The sequence below is a fragment of the Gordonia westfalica genome (assembly GCF_900105725.1).
Classification (GTDB): domain Bacteria; phylum Actinomycetota; class Actinomycetes; order Mycobacteriales; family Mycobacteriaceae; genus Gordonia; species Gordonia westfalica.
Window position 1 is genome coordinate 1006798 of the sequence record NZ_FNLM01000036.1, and the last position, 16707, is coordinate 1023504.

At 67.1% G+C, this 16707-nt stretch carries 13 protein-coding genes; all 13 read right to left on the minus strand.

Translation table 11 applies throughout. The features are described from left to right. Positions 1-5: 5 nt before the first annotated feature. A complete protein-coding gene (locus BLU62_RS30795; RefSeq protein WP_074854206.1) occupies positions 6-1853 on the minus strand; it encodes a hydroxysqualene dehydroxylase in 1848 nt (615 codons plus the stop codon). A gap of 140 nt (positions 1854-1993) precedes the next feature. Then, entirely contained in the window at positions 1994-3526 is a 1533-nt protein-coding gene (locus tag BLU62_RS30800) for a PH domain-containing protein (RefSeq protein ID WP_074854207.1), read from the minus strand. Continuing rightward, positions 3513-4031, minus strand: coding sequence for a PH domain-containing protein (locus BLU62_RS30805; RefSeq protein WP_074854208.1), 519 nt, complete (start codon positions 4029-4031; stop codon positions 3513-3515). The genes BLU62_RS30800 and BLU62_RS30805 overlap by 14 nt, the downstream gene beginning before the upstream one ends. Before the next feature lie 53 nt (positions 4032-4084). Continuing rightward, a complete protein-coding gene (locus BLU62_RS30810) occupies positions 4085-4846 on the minus strand; it encodes an SDR family NAD(P)-dependent oxidoreductase (RefSeq protein ID WP_074854209.1) in 762 nt (253 codons plus the stop codon). A gap of 69 nt (positions 4847-4915) precedes the next feature. Beyond that, complete coding sequence (locus BLU62_RS30815) at positions 4916-6766, minus strand: acyl-CoA dehydrogenase (RefSeq protein ID WP_074854210.1); 1851 nt, start codon at positions 6764-6766, stop codon at positions 4916-4918. Positions 6767-7090: 324 nt separating this feature from the next. Beyond that, positions 7091-8896, minus strand: coding sequence for a sigma-54-dependent Fis family transcriptional regulator (locus tag BLU62_RS30820; protein ID WP_074854211.1), 1806 nt, complete (start codon positions 8894-8896; stop codon positions 7091-7093). 228 nt (positions 8897-9124) lie between these two features. After that, on the minus strand, positions 9125-10777 hold the full coding sequence (groL, locus tag BLU62_RS30825; protein WP_074854212.1) for a chaperonin GroEL: 1653 nt from the start codon (positions 10775-10777) through the stop codon (positions 9125-9127). Positions 10778-11090: 313 nt separating this feature from the next. Further along, a complete protein-coding gene (locus BLU62_RS30830; RefSeq protein ID WP_074854213.1) occupies positions 11091-12116 on the minus strand; it encodes an NAD(P)-dependent alcohol dehydrogenase in 1026 nt (341 codons plus the stop codon). 3 nt (positions 12117-12119) lie between these two features. After that, complete coding sequence (locus tag BLU62_RS30835; protein WP_074854214.1) at positions 12120-12920, minus strand: iron-sulfur cluster assembly protein; 801 nt, start codon at positions 12918-12920, stop codon at positions 12120-12122. Next, entirely contained in the window at positions 12917-13963 is a 1047-nt protein-coding gene (locus BLU62_RS30840; RefSeq protein WP_074854215.1) for an amidohydrolase family protein, read from the minus strand. The genes BLU62_RS30835 and BLU62_RS30840 overlap by 4 nt, the downstream gene beginning before the upstream one ends. A 156-nt stretch (positions 13964-14119) precedes the next feature. Continuing rightward, positions 14120-14458 (minus strand): propane 2-monooxygenase effector subunit MimD, encoded by a 339-nt coding sequence (gene mimD, locus BLU62_RS30845; protein ID WP_208863724.1) that lies wholly within the window; start codon positions 14456-14458, stop codon positions 14120-14122. 5 nt (positions 14459-14463) lie between these two features. Further along, complete coding sequence (locus tag BLU62_RS30850) at positions 14464-15582, minus strand: aromatic/alkene monooxygenase hydroxylase subunit beta (RefSeq protein ID WP_074854217.1); 1119 nt, start codon at positions 15580-15582, stop codon at positions 14464-14466. 29 nt (positions 15583-15611) lie between these two features. Continuing rightward, positions 15612-16652, minus strand: coding sequence for a 2Fe-2S iron-sulfur cluster-binding protein (locus BLU62_RS30855; protein ID WP_074854218.1), 1041 nt, complete (start codon positions 16650-16652; stop codon positions 15612-15614). Positions 16653-16707: the final 55 nt, after the last annotated feature.

Here is a 16707-nt window from a genome sequence, read left to right on the forward strand (position 1 = left end):
AATCCTCACACGTCGAGGATGTGCGGGAGGCCGGCGCGGTAGCGGTCGCGGTCGATCTGCTTGAGGGGGTCGAGCATCGGCAGTTCCCACAGGGGGAACAGCGCCGCATTCCTCGCGGGGCTGTCGGCGGCGGCGATGATCGCATTGGTCACCCGCCGGCCGGACTCGTTGGCGCCCTCCATCGTTGCGAGGTCGATGTTGCTGCGGACGTGGTCGCCGCCGATGAACAGGTTCGGGATCTTGGTGTGGGCATTGGGGCGGTTCGCATATGACCCGGCGGTGTTGACCATCAGCGGCGTCGCGTTGGCGATGGTCGGCGACCACGTGATCCCCGGATCGAGAGACCACGTCACGATGTCCGCGGAACGCAGGACCTTTCGACCGCCGGCGTTCATCGCGCGGCTCATCTGTGCCCACACCTCGCGGGCGATCTCCTGTTTGGTGCATTGCTTCGCCGGCTTGCCGTACAGGATCCCGGGCTTCTCCCATTCCGAGATGTCAATGGACAAGCAGTCTTTCACCCGTCCGTCGCCGTACTTGCGGGAGAAGTCGACCTTCCACGGGGGTGCTTGGTACAGGCCGGTCAGCGCCCACGGCGTCCCGAGCGCAGCGATGTGGCCGGGTGGCAGCTCCGATCGCCTCGACAGGAAGTACTGGATGCCCACCATCCAGTCGTCCTGGAGCTGGTGAATCCCCGCGAGCGACGGATCCGCGGAGACCAGCTCGGGGGAGAGCAGCGGCTTGAGCCGATCTATCGGCATCGCCGCGACGTACCAGTCGGATTCGACCGTGGTTCCGGTGGTCAGGCGGGCGCCGGTGATCCGCCGCCGGGCGACGTCGAGCTGCGCCAGACCCGCGCCCATCACGAAGCGGACGCCTCGGCTCCGGAGGTGTGCCACCCATGGATCGATCCACGCATGATTGGTGGGCCGGTTCAGGATTCGGTCGACGTCGCCGTGGAACAGACCCGATTCGTACTGCGGGATCAGGCCGCTCGCGGCGGTCGTGAGGGCCAGGCCGATCTGGCCGATGGTGCGGGCCGACGCGGACTCGGGCTTCGCAGCCACCAGGGCGCGGGTGAGGGCGCCGACGAGGTAGCGCTGGTAGGCGCGGGACTTGCCCTTGGCCTTCACGAACTGCATCCAGGACTGGTTCTCCCACTGGCCGATCCGGCGTTCGTTGCAACTGGTGGCCATCACCAGTTCGCGCGACACGAAGAAGGCGAGTTCGGTCAGCGGGACGTCGACGACGAACTTCAGCCCGGTCATCATCGCGTTGCGCAGATTCTCCAGGGTGACGATCTCGGGTGCGTGGTCGACGAAACCCAGGATCGATGCAGGTGCTGTGGTCGGTGCATAACCGGATTCGTCGAACGCGATCATCGCGGATTCGACGCTGATCAGGTGCCGCTCACGAACATTGCTGCGGCCTACCGGGATTCGTTCCATCATCTCCGGAACGTGCTGGTAGCAGCTGGGGAAGAAGCGGAATCCGTGCTCGCCGGGCAGCGCGAGACGACCGCCGCTCGCGGTACCGGGGACGTCGTGGCTGCGGGCCTTGCCGCCGAGGTAGGCGGGTTCGTAGACGGTGACGGCGAAGCCGCGCTCGACGAGCTCGTGGGCCGCGGACAGTCCGGCCATCCCGCCGCCGAAGATCGCCACATCACGCCCGCGGCCGGAGCCGGTGCGCGGCACCGCCTGCGCCGACGGAACGTATGTGTGCGGGAGTGCCGTCGCCGTCCCGGCGAGCACGGCCGCGGCTGCCGATCCCCGCAGGACCGTGCGGCGGGAGAAGCCCTCCCGGGCGGTCCCGTCACCGGACGTGCTCACCGAAGATTGCTGGTCATCCGACATTGTCCGACCCTCCATAGACCCCAGAACAGTCAGTGCTGACTCATCTGATGTGATGTCTACCACAGCACGATGCGGCGACGGACGGATTTGGGAGAACGTCTCAGTCGGCCGTCCGACTCGCGATCGGCGGCGCTGCGGACTCAGGAGCGGAGGAAAGGCGCCACCCAGTCGGGCGTCACGTCGGCGGTGATCGCCGCGGCGGTCGCATCGTCGACGTCGACCAGCGAGTAGTGCTCGGAACCGGCGGCCGTCGCGAGGATCAGCGTGCTGACCCCGGCGCGGCGCTGGAAGAACGACGACCTGCTCGCCCAGCCGATGACGCCGTCGCGGTCGACGACGATCCGCTGCCGGGCGACGCTCGGGGGTGCGATGACCACCGACCGGGCGGTGACACGGTGCCCGAGGTGACGTGCGCGGACGACACCGAGGCCGATTGATCCGGCGAGCGCGAGCACGCCCGCCGCGATCCAGCCGAGCGGGATGGCACCCGCGACGGCTGGGATCGTGATCCCGACGAGAATGGCCAGGCCGGTGAGGAATCCCCGGTTGAGGCGCCGGATGTAGGCCACACGGCCGTGCCCGGTCAGCGACGCGGTGAGTTCGGAGCGCTCATGGGTGACCAGGTCGGCGACCCGCATGGCCTCGTCGATCGGCGCCGGGGGGAGCAGCAGCGGATGTTTGGTCGCGCCGGTGGCGATCGCTTGCAAGCGAGCGCCTTTCAGCGGTCGCATCAGGACGGGTTCGGTGAGATGGCTGCCGCGGATGCGCTTCTCGTCGAAGCTGATCGCGCTGGTGGTGAGGAGTCCGCGTTCGGTGCGCAGCGTGCCGTCGCCGTGCCGGGTGAGCTGGAAATCCCAGTAGCTGAGCACATATCCCAGCACGGACAGGACGGCGCCGACGAGAACCACCACGACCACGACCACCGCGATGACCAGCGCGAGGGGGATGGACCGCAGGCTGTGGAAGGCGTCGCGTGCCAGCCCGACGCCCTCGTCGAACATGCCTGCGTCGTTGGCGATCTGGAGGCCGATGCCGCAGATCGCCGCGGCGATCGCGAGACCGCCCATCGAGAACGGGGAGAAACGCAGCCAGGCGTTCTGGAAACGTGTCAGCACCTCGGGTGCCGCGGTGGGTGTTTCGGAGGCCGGGTCCGACACCGCTGCGGAGGGTCGCGCGCCCGCGGTCGGCATCAGATTGTCGTGCAGTGCCCGCGCTTCGGGGAGGGTGACGGCGCGGAGTTTGACCTGTGACGCCTGTTCGTCGCCGCCGGTGCCGATGGTGACCCTCTGCAGGTTCAGCACCCGGTGGACGAGGGACGCGGTGAGGTCGACGCTGCGGATGCGGTCGCGGCGGGCGGTGGCCACCTTCTTGGTGACGAGTCCGCTACGGACCCGGACGTGTTCGGCGGTGACCTGGTAGAAGGTCGTCAGCCAGGGAATCACCGTCACCAGCGGCACGAGCACGACGGTGGCCAGGAGAGTGATCAGAGGTGCGCTCTGACCGGCGAACACGAGCGCGATCAGGACCGGTACCAGCGAGGGGAGTGATTCGACGACGGTCACCGCCATCATCCACGGCGACAGGCGGTGCCACTCGTCGGGCGCGTCGATGCGCAGCCCCGGCGCACTACTGGTCGGCGGCACGGGAGCGGATTGCGGCTCAGGTTGCGTCATCGGTGAACGCCTGGGTGCGGATGGTCAGGTCCGACGCGGTCGCTCGGGCCAGTTCGGCGTCGAGACCTTCGATGTGGATCGTGCCCGCCGACGACGCGGTGGTCACGGTGAGTTTCGCCAGCTTCAGCATCTGTTCGAGGGGGCCGGCCTCGGTGTCGACGACCTGGATGCGCGCGATCGGGATGATCACCCGGTGCCGGACGAACCAACCCGACTGCGCGTACACGGCATCCTCGCTGACCTCCCAGCGGTGAAAGCGATACCGCCACAACGGGACGACGGTCGTGAAGAAAACGGTCAGCGCCGCGAGGGCGACCGCGGCGAGCGCTGCGGCCCACCGTGCGTCGGCGACGACGACCGCGACCACGATCGCCGCGATGGTGGCCGGCACGCCCAGGATCAGCGGTCCGATGCGCCACAGCGTCTTGGCGCGCGGATCGACCTGGTTGACCGGCTCACGCAGGGTGGGGTGCAGCGGATTGTCAGGGGCGGGTGCGGATTCCATTGCGACCAGTCTAGGGCCGCGTGGCCCCCGTTCGCCGCAATCGCGTGCCGCTTCTAGGTGATTGTCACGCCACCGTCGACTGCGAGGGTCTGGCCGGTGACGTAGCCGGCGGCCGCCGAGGACAGCCAGATCGCGGTGGCGGCGATCTCCTCGCCGTGGCCGGTGCGGCCGAGGACGACGCGCGGCATCAGCGAGTCGAGGTAGCCCGGCTTGTAGGTGTCGGTCATCTCGCTCTCGAAGAATCCGGGCGCGATGGCGTTGACGCGAATGCCTTTACGGGTGCCCCACTGCTGTGCGAGGTCGCGGGTGAGGCCGATGACGCCGGCCTTGCTCGCGGCATAGGCGGCCTGCGGCAGTCCGGCGGTGGTGATGCCGAGGATCGACGAGATGTTGATGATCGCGCTGCCGGGCTGCATGACGCGGCCACACGCCTGCGCCATCCAGTAGGAGCCGTTGAGGTTGATGTCGATGACATCGCGGAACTGGTCCGGGGTCTCACGGGTCGCGGGGTAGGCGGTGCCGACACCGGCGTTGTTGATCAGCACGTCGACCTTGCCGAAGGTCTCCATCGCGGCATCGACGACGCGCTGGCACTGCTCGGGATCGGAGACGTCGGTGGGGACCACGAGCGCCTTGCGGCCCAGCGCTTCCACGGCGGCGGCGGTGTCGGCGAGCTTCTCGGCCCGACGCGCCGCGAGCACCACGTCGGCGCCCGCCTCGGCGAACCCGCGGGCGAAGGACACGCCGAGTCCCGACGAAGCGCCGGTCACGATGACCACCTTGCCGGTGGTGTCGAACAGATCCATCACGGACATCGTTGTCTCCCTTGCGTGTTCATACCTGGCGCGGCGCATTCGGCGCCGCGTCGACTATCGGGTGCGAGGTCAGAACCAGGACGGTTCGACGTCGAGGGTGGTGCGGTCCAGAGCGGTCAGGAGGTCGAGCTGCGGACCGGTTTTCGGTAGTTCATACCGGAAGAAGTACTGCGCCGCAGCGCGTTTGCCGTCATAGAAGTCGCCGGTCCGGCCGTCCGCCGCGAGGAGCTGCTCGAGCCACATCCAGGCGATGACGATGTGACCGGTCGCCTCGAGATAGAGAGTCGCGTTGGCCAGCGCGAGCTTGGGATCGCCCGACGACCAGATGTGCGCGGTCACCTTGACCAGCCGGTCCACGGTCGACTGCAACACCTCGGCATACCCGGCGGCATCGGGTGTCTCGCGTGCGCGTGCGACGGTCGCGCCGATGGTCTCGGCCAGCAGTGCCAACCCGGCCCCGCCCTGCATGATCACCTTGCGGCCCAGCAGGTCGAGGCCGTGGATGCCGTGCGCCCCTTCGTGGATGGGGTTGAGGCGGTTGTCGCGGTAGTACTGCTCGACGTCGAACTCGCGGGTGTAACCGTAGCCGCCGTGCACCTGGATGGCGAGGCTGTTGGCCTCCAGGCACCACTGCGACGGCCAGCTCTTCGCGATCGGGGTCAGGACCTCGAGCAGCAGCTCGAGCCGGGCCTTCTCGTCGGCATCCGTCGCGGTGGCGGCCTGGTCGACGAGGACGCTGCAGTACAACTCGAAGCCGAGTGCGCCTTCCACGTAGGACTTCTGGGCCAGCAGCATGCGGCGGACGTCGGCGTGTTCGATGATCGGCACCGGCTTGGACGACGGGTCCTTCAGGTCGACCGGACGGCCTTGGGCGCGCACCTTCGCGTACTCCAGCGAGGCCTGATAGCCGGCGTAACCCAGTGCGGTGGCGAGGAACCCGACGCCGATCCGCGCCTCGTTCATCATGTGGAACATGTAGGACAGGCCGCGGTGCTCCTCGCCGACCAAGTAGCCCACAGCGCCGGGAGCGGAGCGAGCGGGCTGAGTGTCCACAGCGCCGGGAGCGGAGCGAGCGGGCTGAGTGTCCACAGCGCCCGGCGTCGAGCCGTCGGAGAAGGTGCCGTCGCCGAAGTTGAGCAGCGTGTTGGTGGTCGCGCGGTTGCCCATCTTGTGGTTGAGGCCGACCAGGGCGACGTCGTTGCGGGTGCCGTCGGGCAGGAACTTCGGCACGATGAACAGCGAGATCCCCTTGACCCCGGGGCCGCCGCCGGGTGCCTTGGCGAGCACGAGATGCACGATGTTCTCGGTCAGTTCGTGGTCGCCGGCCGAGATCCACATCTTGGTCCCGGTGATCCGGTAGGTGCCGTCGCCCGCCGGTTCGGCCTTGGTGGTGATGTCGGCGAGCGACGAACCCGCCTGCGGCTCGGACAGGCACATCGTGCCGGAGAAGCGGCCCTCGACCAAGGGGCGGACCCAGGTGTCGCGCTGTTCGGGGGTTGCGTACTCGGCCAGCAGGTTCGCGTTCCCGACGGTGAGGAAGTTGTACGACGACATGGCCGCGTTCGCGGCCTGGAACCACACCGCCGACGCCTGCCGGATGACGGTCGGCAACTGCATGCCGCCGAGCTCCTCGTCGAAGGATGCGGCGATGAGACCGGCCTTGCGGAACTCGGCCAGTCCCGCCACCACCTCGTCGGGGAGGACGACCTTGCCGTCGTCGCCGATGTACGGCTCGTTCGCGTCGCCGATCTTGTTGGCCGGGGCGAAGCACTTCATCGCGATGTCGGCGCTGAGTTCGAGCACGGCGTCGAAGGTGTCGCGCGAATGCGCGGCGAAGCGGTCTCGTGAGGTCAGTGCCTCGACATCGAGCCATTCGTACAGCAGGAACTCGAGATCCCGCCGGGACATGGGTGTGGCCATCGCACTTCCTCGTGATCGGACCGCCGCTTGTGGTGCCTGTCACGGGCACCTGTTCATCATGCCTCCGCCGATCGTCCGCGCGGTATCGGGCCCTCCGCCGAGGGGTTCACACGTCCGAATTTAGCCATCATTAGCCGAATGTTACGAGTGTCACACCTTGTCACATTTGCTTGTCAAGGTGAACGCCAGATGATGAACTACTGAAGATTCGCGATCGTGAATAACTTCGGTTATGGCGTGAAGATGCAGGTCGCGGGGACGGTGCCATTCGGCGGGGGTGGCATCGTCCCGATCTGCGGCCCTGCCGATCCACCGCTCGGGCGGCTACACGTCGATGCCGAATTCCTTGATCTTGCGATAGATCGTCGCGCGGGAGATGCCGAGCGCGTTGGCTGCCGCGACCTTGTTCTGGCCGTTCTCCTCCAGGCTCCGCACGATGGCGTCCCGTTCCAGTGCTTCGATGCGGGTGAGGGTGTGCCGGCTCTGCGCGCGGTAGGTGGGCGGAAGATGCTGTGCCGCGATCGTTCCCGACCGGTGGTGCGTCACCACGTCGCGCAACGCCTGACGAAGCTCGGCGACGTTCCCCGGCCAGGTGTACTTGCTCAGCTGCCGCATGGCGTCGGGTGCGACATCGAGTTCCCGACCCCGGGTCAACTGCCGGAGGATGGTCGGTACCAGCACCTGGAGATCCTCGATACGGTGGCGCAGCGGTGGAACCTCGATGGTGTGCGAGAAGAACGGTAGAAGCGTCGCGCCCAGCGTGGGTGTCGCATCGCTGGTGCTGACGGTTATCCCGAGCCAGCCGGCATGTTCACGTCCCTGCAGCACCTCGGCGACGTCGAAGAGCATGTCGTCGTCGAACTCGTCGACGTCGCGCAGGATGATCGCGAATCCGTCCGTGTCGATCTCGGCGGCGAAGCTGTCGATCGTGTCGGTGTCCTGGAAATCCTCGGCGGCGAACACGCGGATCGTCCCGCGGCGGTACTGGCCTGCCGCCGCGCGCAGGACCGCCGAGCGGCCGGAACCCCGCTCGCCCGACACCGCGATCCACTGACCTGCCCCGACGTGGTGGGCGATGCGCTCGCACGCCTGCCGCCACGACGAGCTGCGCCCGACGATCCCGGGCAGCACCGAGGCCTTCGACGGCCGGCGTTGCGGTGGTGCGGCGGTGGCCGAATCCATCAGGTGCACATGGAAAACCGCGATCCCCGCCTCGGCGTCGGAGAACTCGGCGACCGGTGCGAGCCGTACCGAGCGTCCGCTGGGCAGCGTGTTGACCCGACGCCCGGCGGCGACATCGAGGGTCTGGTCGACGGCGTGTTCGAGCATCGACACCTGATCCTGCGGGTCGATGCTCTGCCGCAGACGCCGGTTCATCAGCACGACGTCGGCGGCGATCGCGAGCACCATCATCTGCGGTGCGCGCCGGCAGGTCGCGAGATAGGCGGAGAGAAGCCGTGATTCGCGTTCACTGGCGTTGGCGAGCATCTGCTGTTCGATCTGCACGGTCGCCGACTTGGCCAGGGACAGCAGGAGGGAGCCGCCCTCCTCGACCCACCCCGTGAGGTCGAGCGCGCCGACGATGCCGCCGGAGAACGGATTCCGGATCGGTACGCCCGCGCAGCTGAGCAGATTGAGGCAGCCCGCATAGTGTTCGGCGCCCGTGACGAGGGTGGCCTGACGGGTCTCGAGCGCGGTTCCGATCCCGTTGGTGCCGGCGTGCTCCTCGCTGTAGCTGTAACCCGGCGCGAGCGATACCGCGTCGAGCTGGCCGAGGAGTTCGCCGCTGCCGGCGGCGCGGGAGAGCACCACACCGTCCGGGGAGGTGAGGATGATGCCCACCGGTTCGGACGACAGGTCGGCGGCGAGCTGATCGAGAACGGGCCGGGCGGCACTCATCAGGGGACTGTCGGTGTTCGGCTCGCGTACGAACGGCAGCTCCAGCCGGTCGGCCTGGACCTTGAACGACCGCGAACGACGCCACGACGTGGAGATCGCGTCGCGGACGGCGCCATCGAGCCGGTCGTCGCCGAGATCGTCGTCACTCAGGAACTTCTCGCGCGCCCGCGCCACGTGCGTGATGGGAACGCGAGCCTGGGCTGCTGGCTGATGCTTCACCTGAACTGCCACTCTCCCTACTGTGATGTAGGTCTCATCGCTCGGCAGTCTATCGAAAGAAGCAGTGCCCACGTGCCCGAACGACCAGGCGTTTCATCCGAATCCGTACTGGTCGCAGGGCACGCGGACAGCTTTGAGTGGGCCGGTCGCGATCCACGCCGAGAACGAATCCGATCGCGACCGGCCCCCGTCGCCGCTGCAGCGGCGACGTCCCCGCCGGGGTCTTGGGGGGAGGGCTGACTAGTAGATGTTGGAGGGCCGCACCATCCCCTCGGCGAGATCACCGAAGCCGGGGGCCTCGATCGCACCCGGGTGCGTCAACACCTCCTCGACGACCGCGGTCTCGGTGGTGATCAGCAGCGCCGCGATCGACGCGGCGCTCTCCAGCGCGGCCTTGGTGACCTTGGCCGGGTCGATCACGCCCTCGTCGAACATGTCGCCGTAATCGCCCGTCATCGCGTTGAATCCGTGTCCGAGGGGCAGCCCGCTGACGACCTTGACCACCTCCTCGCCGTCGAAGCCGGCATTGGTGGCGATCCAGAACAGCGGTTCGGCCATCGACCTGCGGACGACGTCGATACCGGCCCCTTCGTCACCACCCACGTCGCCGAGCCCGTCGAGGGCCCGGTGCGCCTGGGCCAGCGCGGTGCCACCGCCGGAGACGATGCCGTCCTCGACCGCGGCGCGCGTTGCGGCGAGCGCATCCTCGACGCGGAGCATGCGCTCCTTGAGTTCGACGCTGGTCACGCCGCCCACGCGGATGACGGCCACCCGTCCCGTGAGCCGGGCGATCCGGAGTTCGAGACTGTCCCGGTCGGCGTCGATCCGTGCCCGCGCGTGCTGCGCCTCCAGTTGCGCGACCCGCGCATCGACGAGGGTCTGATCGCCGCGCGCACCGACGATCGTGGTGGAGTCCTCGGTGACGGTCACCCGGTCGCACTGACCGAGGTGTTCGAGCGAGACCTCGGACAGTTCGAGACCGGTGTCCTTGGCGATCACGTGACCGCCGAGGGCGACGGCGAGATCCTCGAGTTCGGCGACGCGGCGATGACCGAATCCCGGGGCGCGGACCACCACCGACTGCATCGTCTTGTGCATGTTGCCGCCGACGAGCAGCTGCAGGGCAGGACCGTCGACGTCCTCGGCGAGCACGACGAGCGGACGGTCGGCCCGTTTGGCCGCTTCGATACTCGGCATGATCTCCTGCACCGAGGTGATCTTCTTGTTGGTCAGCAACACCACCGGATTGTCCAGAACCGCTTCCATCCGTTCGGGATTGGTGACCATGTACCCGGAGATGTAGCCGTGGTCGAACTCGATCCCGTCGACGACGTCGACCGACAGGCCGAGGGTGTCGCTCTCCTCGGTGGTGATGACGCCGTTGCGGCCGACGTACTCGACCGCAGCGGCGATCGCCGAGCCGATGACCTCGTCGTCGCTCGCGGCCAGGGTGGCGATCCGTTCGAGATCGCTGCGGCCGCCGAGCGAGACGGACTGATCCGACAGCGCGTCGACGACCGTGCTGATCGCACGCTCGATGCCGCGGCGCACCCGCATCGGGTTGGCGCCCTGCTCGACGGCGCGCAGACCTTCGCGAACCATGGCCTGCGCCAACACGGTTGCGGTGGTGGTGCCGTCACCGACGACCCCGTTGGTCTTCATCGCGACTTCCTTGACCAGCTGCGCGCCCATGTTCGCGAACGGGTCCCGCAGCTGGATCTCCCGGGCGATGGTCACCCCGTCGTTGGTGATGGTCGGTGGGCCGGTGAGCTTCTCGAGGACCGCGTTGCGGCCCTTCGGTCCCAATGTCACCTTGACCGCGTCGGCGAGTGCGTTCACTCCTCGCTCGAGCCGCAGTCGCGCTTCGGCGTTGTAGCGCAACTCCTTGGCCATGGTCGTCCTGCCTTTCGTTGGTGTTCTCGGCTGGGTACTGCGGGGAATCTGTTTGTGTGTTTCTGTTCTCTGAGGCTCGCGTGGGGGCTTCGACGCGGTGCCTCGCTTCGCTCGGTACCGGCTCAGCCGGCGGGGGTGGTGCCTCGCTGCGCTCGGTACCGGCTCAGCCGGCGGGGGTGGTGCCTCGCTTCGCTCGGTACCGGCTCAGCCGGCGGGGGTGGTGCCTCGCTTCGCTCGGTACCGGCTCAGCCGGCGGGGCGTGCGTCCCTCCGCTCCCTGAGGTGCGAGGAGCGAAGCGACGAGCCTCGAAGGGTCAGGGCACAAGAATCGCGCGACCGCGCACGCGGCCGGCGTCGAGATCGTCGAGTGCCTGCTGGAAATCGGCGAGGGCGTAGGTGCTGGTGTGCAGCTTCACCTTTCCCCGGGCGGCGAGGTCCATCAGCTCACCGAGGTCGTTGTAGGAACCGACCAGATTGCCGATGAAGTTGATCTCGGTGGAGATCACGTCGATGGTGGGGACGTCGATGTTCTCGCCGTAGCCGACCACGAAGAAGCTGCCGGCGCGGCGCAGCATCGCGGTCCCTTCGGCGGTCGCCCCGCCCTCGCCGACGAAGTCGAGCACGGCCTCGGCGCCGTGTCCGCCCGTCAGGTCGAGGACCTGTTGCACATGTGTTCCGTCGGCGACGATGCCGATGTCGGCGCCCACCTCCTTGGCGAGTTCCACCGCATCCGGATTCCGGTCGACGACGACGATCCGCAGCGCGGAGATCGCGGACAGCACCTGGATTCCGATGTGTCCCAGACCTCCTGCGCCGATGACCACGCAGGTGTCGCCGGGACGCGTCATCCGCGCGACCTTGGCGGCCGCGTGATAGGCGGTCAGGCCGGCGTCGGCGAGTGCGGCCACGTCGGCGGGTTCGAGGGAATCGTCGATCTTCACGACGCTGCGGGCGGTGGTCTTGAGGAACTCCGCATAGCCGCCGTCGGTGTCGATACCCGGGAACTTGCTGTTCTCGCAGTGGACGTCGTCACCGAACCGGCAGGCCCGGCAGAGTCCGCAGGTGATCAAGGGGTGCAGGATCACCTTGTCGCCGACGGCGACGTTGGTGACGGCGTCACCGACGGCCTCGACCCAGCCGGCGTTCTCGTGGCCGATCGTGTAGGGAAGGGCGACACCGCTCTTCGCCTCCCACTGGCCCTCGAGGATGTGCAGGTCGGTGCGGCACACGCCGGCACCGCCGATCCGCACGATGACGTCGTGGGGTCCGGTGATCTCGGGAGCCGGGACGTCGTTGAGTTGCAGTTTGTCGTGATAGCCGACGACCTGGACTGCGCGCATGGCTTACTCCTGTTCGCTTCGGGGGTGTGCGCGAGGGGTTTCGCGGAGGTTGGTGATGACCGGGCCGCTGGCCCCGTCGCATTCGCCGTCGTCGGCGTAGCGGGTGGCGAGCAGACCCCGACAGAAGTGGCTGTTGCCCTCCATCGAGATACGCACGGAGCGGGCGAATCTCAGCCGCATCGGGACCTGCTCGGCCGGCAGCACATGCCCCTCCTCGTCGACGACGACGAGACTGTTGGGACAGATGCTGAGGCCCAACTCCATTCGCCGCCGGAGGAGCGCTGCCTTGTGATGTCCGCGTGGCAGATCGCGCAGCGCCAGGCGATCCACCTCGGCCACCGTGATCCGACCCGCGGCGATCTCGGCGGCCACGCAGCGTTCCATCGCAGCCGTGTGCGCCTTGCGCCGGAACGTCAGGCGCAGTTCGTCGAGGCTGTCGAGGGCTTCGACGCCGAAGGTGCCGATGTACCCGGCCCGGGCGTCGAGGCCGCCGTTGATCTTGTCGCTGTCGTGGTGATCGTCGAGCAGCACCCGGACCTGGCCGATGCCGTTGATGTCCTCGAGCGCGTCGAGGGCATCCGACCCCATCAGGTAGGCGAAGTTGGGCGAGCAGAACGACGTCGGGAGCCGGAGGTGCACCGTCACGCCCGTCTGGTCGATCATGATCGACCGCACGAACTTCAGCTCGGTGATCGGCTGGTCGAGTTCGGGATCGAGGACGGTGCCGAGTGCGGTGAGGACGTCGTGCTCGAGGTCGGTTGCCGCCCCGGTGGCGTATCCGGGGTGGGGTGCGACGGCGGTCATGCCGTCACCGCATCCTTCGCGCCGGCGGCCACCTCGGCTTCCGGGTCGGCCGCGCTGGTCGGGAGCTTCAGTTCCTCGGGCACCTCGATGTGCGGGTACAGGGCGGCCGCGTTGAGGCCGAGGATCTTCTTCTTCTGTTCGACGGTGATCGGGGCGTATTCGGTCATGTCCTCCGGGATCTGGAAGTCGACGAAGCGCTCCACGAGCCACTGCGGCGTCCACAGCGCGTAGTCGCTGGCGAAGAGGATCTTGTCCTCGCCGATCCAGTAGAGGAGTTCGCCGATGATCTGCGCGAAGTAGCGGGGTCGCGTGTGGATGAACGGGATGGCCACGGCCAGACCGCCGAACACGTTGGACTCCTGCGTGGCGATCCAGCAGAAATCCTCGAGCCGCGGCAGGCCGACGTGCTCGATGATGAAGTTCAGGTCGGTGTAGTCGGTGGCCACCGTGTCGACGTCGGCCACGTCGAAGGCATCCCGGTCGAGGGGCCGGATGGTGGGCCCCTTGTGGACATGGATGTTCTTGATGCCGAGCTTGATGCACTCCTCGAGATAGCGGCGGGACCAGGCATCGTCGAGCTTGTATCCCCGTGAGTCGCCGAACCATTCGGCGGTGTAGAGCTTCACGCCCTTGAGGTTCATGTTGTCGGCGTCCTTGCGGAGCTGCTCCAGGCCGGATTCGCCGTGACGCGGATCGTAGGCGTGGTTGTAGGTGAGCAGCTTCGGGTTGTCCTCGCACAGCTTCAGCGAGTCGTCGACCTGGGCGAAGCCGTTGACATAGAAGTCCTTCAGGATCGTCGCCTGGAAGATCGCGTGGTCGGCCGGTCCCTGCTCGAACAGGTCGCGCATGAGCCGGTCGGGGCCGTAGTAGGTGTACGTGTCGTAGTCCCAGACCTCTTCTTCCGGGCTGAGATTGCGGTGATAGTCGTAGAAACAATCGATGAACTGCTTGCCGTGGATGTTGCGCTGGTTGGATTCACGGCCGTCCCAGAGGTGGACGTGCGCGTCGACGATGAAGTACTTGTCGCCATTCTTCTCGTACATCGATGACTCCCTTGGTCTGATGGGCTGGTTGGCGGGGAAGAGATGAAAACCGTGGCGGGGATGGATGGTTGATGGTGGTTACGTCGTGACCGCCGGGTTCGGCTCACCGGCGGTCACGACGTCGTCGTGTGGGGCGCTCGATTCAGCCCGGTCGCCTCAGCTCTCGGCGGTGAGATCGAACCCGATGAACTCGGCGGCGTCCTCGGGGCTCGCGAACAGGTAGGTCCGGTCGTCGAGATGCACCATCCGCCCGTAGTGGGTGGAGCTGATCTCCTCGAAGACCGAGCCGTCGAACTCCTGGCCCAGGGCGTCGGTGAGTTCGTCGTAGTCGAACTCGAGCCGGTTGACGCCGTCGACGCGGATCATCGACGGGTACTCGGTGAGTTCGACGCCCTCCTTGGCGCCCATGACGTCGGCGACCACGCGGCCGACGGGGGTGTTCATCAGGGTGACGCCGCACATGTTGGAGAACTCGGTCTGTGCGCCGAATTGCATGGTGCTCACTGGTTCAGCTCCTCGGGGATGTCGACTTCGATGGCTTGGAGGACGTCGCGGAACTTCTCGGTCGCCGCCTCGAGACTCGTGGCGAAGGTGACCGACTTGTCCGCCGGCTGCGACCAGATCGGCTGCAGTCCACGCGCCGCGTCGAGGCAGCGCGGCACCCACTCCGAGAGCCACTCGCCGAACAGTGCGCGATTCTGTGCGCCGTACTGTTCGTCGCGGGAGAGCATCAGGAACAGGGCCCGGGTGTAGTTCAGGTCGCGGTCGTAGTCGTACTCACCGGTGCCGACGATCGTCGGGGTGATGTAATCGCCGTTGCGCGCCGCGACCTGCATGATCAGCTCGGTCCGGAACAGCGACCCGACGAGCTGCTCGAAGACGATGTTGGTGCAGAACAGCAACTTCGCCCAGTCGCCGATCGCGGTCAACCGCTCGACGGCCTCGCGGGTCGGCTGCCATTCCGGCGCCGACTGCCAGACCTCCTTGTGCGCCGATCCGTCGAAGGCTTCCTCTGCCTCGGCGAGATCGAGGTTGAACAACGCGAGGTCCTGGGCGAACCGCAGCTTGTGCGCGGCACTGACCGCGACCGCGTTGTTGATCATGTTGGTCGGAGCCGACCGCTGGATCGAGGTGAACACGTGCAGGCCCATGCCGCTCTCGGCATGCATCCAGGCGCCGAGGTTGCGCTCGATGAATTTGAGCCACGAGGGATTCCAGCCGTCGTACACGCGGGCCCGCTTGGCATTCTGCAGACACAGATCGACCTGGTGGACCACCGCCGAGTTGTTGCGGAAGATGGTCTGTTCCCACTCCTCGTTGGGATCGAGGAAGGCGTGCCAGTTGCCGGACTTCGCCGCCGTCCACTCCTGCGGATAACCGCCGGGACCGCTGCCGAAGCCGTAGATCCAGCCCTGGGTCAGGTAACGTTCCGGGTCGGGCTGCACGTCGACGGTGACGTCCTCGTAGACCGTCGCCCGCTTTTTGGCCGGCTGATAGTAGTTGTACTTGCGGCTCTTGCTGCTCGGGAATTCCTTGGCGCCGGCCTCGGCGTCGGTGAATTCGATGCTCGGGAAACTGCGTTCGCGCTGTGGTGATTTCGGCGCGGTGGGTGCGGACATACCTGTCGTTCCTCCTCGTTCGGCGACGTCTAGTCGAAAGCCGGGCTGGTGAACTTGTCGTAGAAGGTCTGGTCCCGGGGGACCGAATGCTGGTCGGCGAGAGCGAGAGCCGCATCGACCATGGGCGGGGGGCCGCAGAAATACACCTCCGTTCGGGCGAGGTCGAATTCGCGAGAGTTGACGATGTCGGTGACGTTTCCCTCGGCGACCTCGACGCCGTCCGGGGCGCCGTCGGCCGACTCCGACAGGCAGGCGACGAATCTGAAGTCGGCGATCTTCTCGCCGAGTGCGGCGATCTCTTCGAGGTAGAACAGATCCGCCGCGGTCCGGGCGCCGTAGTAGAAGCGCACCGGCCTGTTCAGACCGGTCTCGCTGATGTGGCGCAGCAGAGAGAGGAGCGGGGCCATACCGGCCCCGCCGCCGATGCAGACGACCGGCAGCACATGGCCGTTGCGCAGGGTGCACGACCCGTACGGCCCGTTGATCATGATCTCGTCGCCGGGGGAGAGGCCCTCCTCCAGGAGGCCGGCGAAGAGGCCGTTCGGATACTTCTTGATCAGGAACTCCAGCTTGTCCGGAGTGGCCTGGGTGGTCGCGATGGAGAAGGAACGCTTCTCGTCGGTACCGGGGACCGAGAGGTCCACGTACTGACCGGGTTTGAACTCGAAGGTCTCCGGCTCGACCACGTCGAGACGCAGTGACACGATGTCCTTGGTCACCGGCTCGATCGCGCTGATCCTGGTGCGGACATCCTGAATCGGTGCGCCGCCGAGCAATTGGTCCTCGTCGAAGTTGAGGAGTTCGATCTCGCAGTCGCTGTAGGCGTAGGACCGGCACAGCAGCACATAGCCCTCGGCCTCCTCCGCCTCGTTGCAGGCGAAGGTGGAGTAGTCGTCCATCTGGACGTCCCCGTCGAGCATGTACGACTTGCAGGCCGAACACCGGCCCTCGCGACACCCGTGCATGAGGTGGATGCCCTGCCGGAACGCGGCGTCGAGGATCGACTCGTCCTCGGTGACCTCCATCTCGATGTCGACGGGGGCGAAGTTGATGCGATGTGTGTCGGCCACGGAAACTCCTTCGGACGGGTGCGGAGGGGAGGCGGGAAGGCGGGGGCGCCAGGGG

Excerpts from the sequence above, each read along its gene's own strand:
- BLU62_RS30800 (WP_074854207.1), bottom strand. The coding sequence starts at position 3,526 with ATGACGCAACCTGAGCCGCAATCCGCTCCCGTGCCGCCGACCAGTAGT.
- BLU62_RS30830 (WP_074854213.1), bottom strand. The coding sequence starts at position 12,116 with ATGCGCGCAGTCCAGGTCGTCGGCTATCACGACAAACTGCAACTCAAC.
- mimD (WP_208863724.1), bottom strand. The coding sequence starts at position 14,458 with ATGCAATTCGGCGCACAGACCGAGTTCTCCAACATGTGCGGCGTCACC.
- BLU62_RS30835 (WP_074854214.1), bottom strand. The coding sequence starts at position 12,920 with ATGACCGCCGTCGCACCCCACCCCGGATACGCCACCGGGGCGGCAACC.
- BLU62_RS30815 (WP_074854210.1), bottom strand. The coding sequence starts at position 6,766 with ATGGCCACACCCATGTCCCGGCGGGATCTCGAGTTCCTGCTGTACGAA.
- groL (WP_074854212.1), bottom strand. The coding sequence starts at position 10,777 with ATGGCCAAGGAGTTGCGCTACAACGCCGAAGCGCGACTGCGGCTCGAG.
- BLU62_RS30795 (WP_074854206.1), bottom strand. The coding sequence starts at position 1,853 with ATGTCGGATGACCAGCAATCTTCGGTGAGCACGTCCGGTGACGGGACC.
- BLU62_RS30850 (WP_074854217.1), bottom strand. The coding sequence starts at position 15,582 with ATGTCCGCACCCACCGCGCCGAAATCACCACAGCGCGAACGCAGTTTC.
- BLU62_RS30810 (WP_074854209.1), bottom strand. The coding sequence starts at position 4,846 with ATGTCCGTGATGGATCTGTTCGACACCACCGGCAAGGTGGTCATCGTG.
- BLU62_RS30805 (WP_074854208.1), bottom strand. The coding sequence starts at position 4,031 with ATGGAATCCGCACCCGCCCCTGACAATCCGCTGCACCCCACCCTGCGT.
- BLU62_RS30840 (WP_074854215.1), bottom strand. The coding sequence starts at position 13,963 with ATGTACGAGAAGAATGGCGACAAGTACTTCATCGTCGACGCGCACGTC.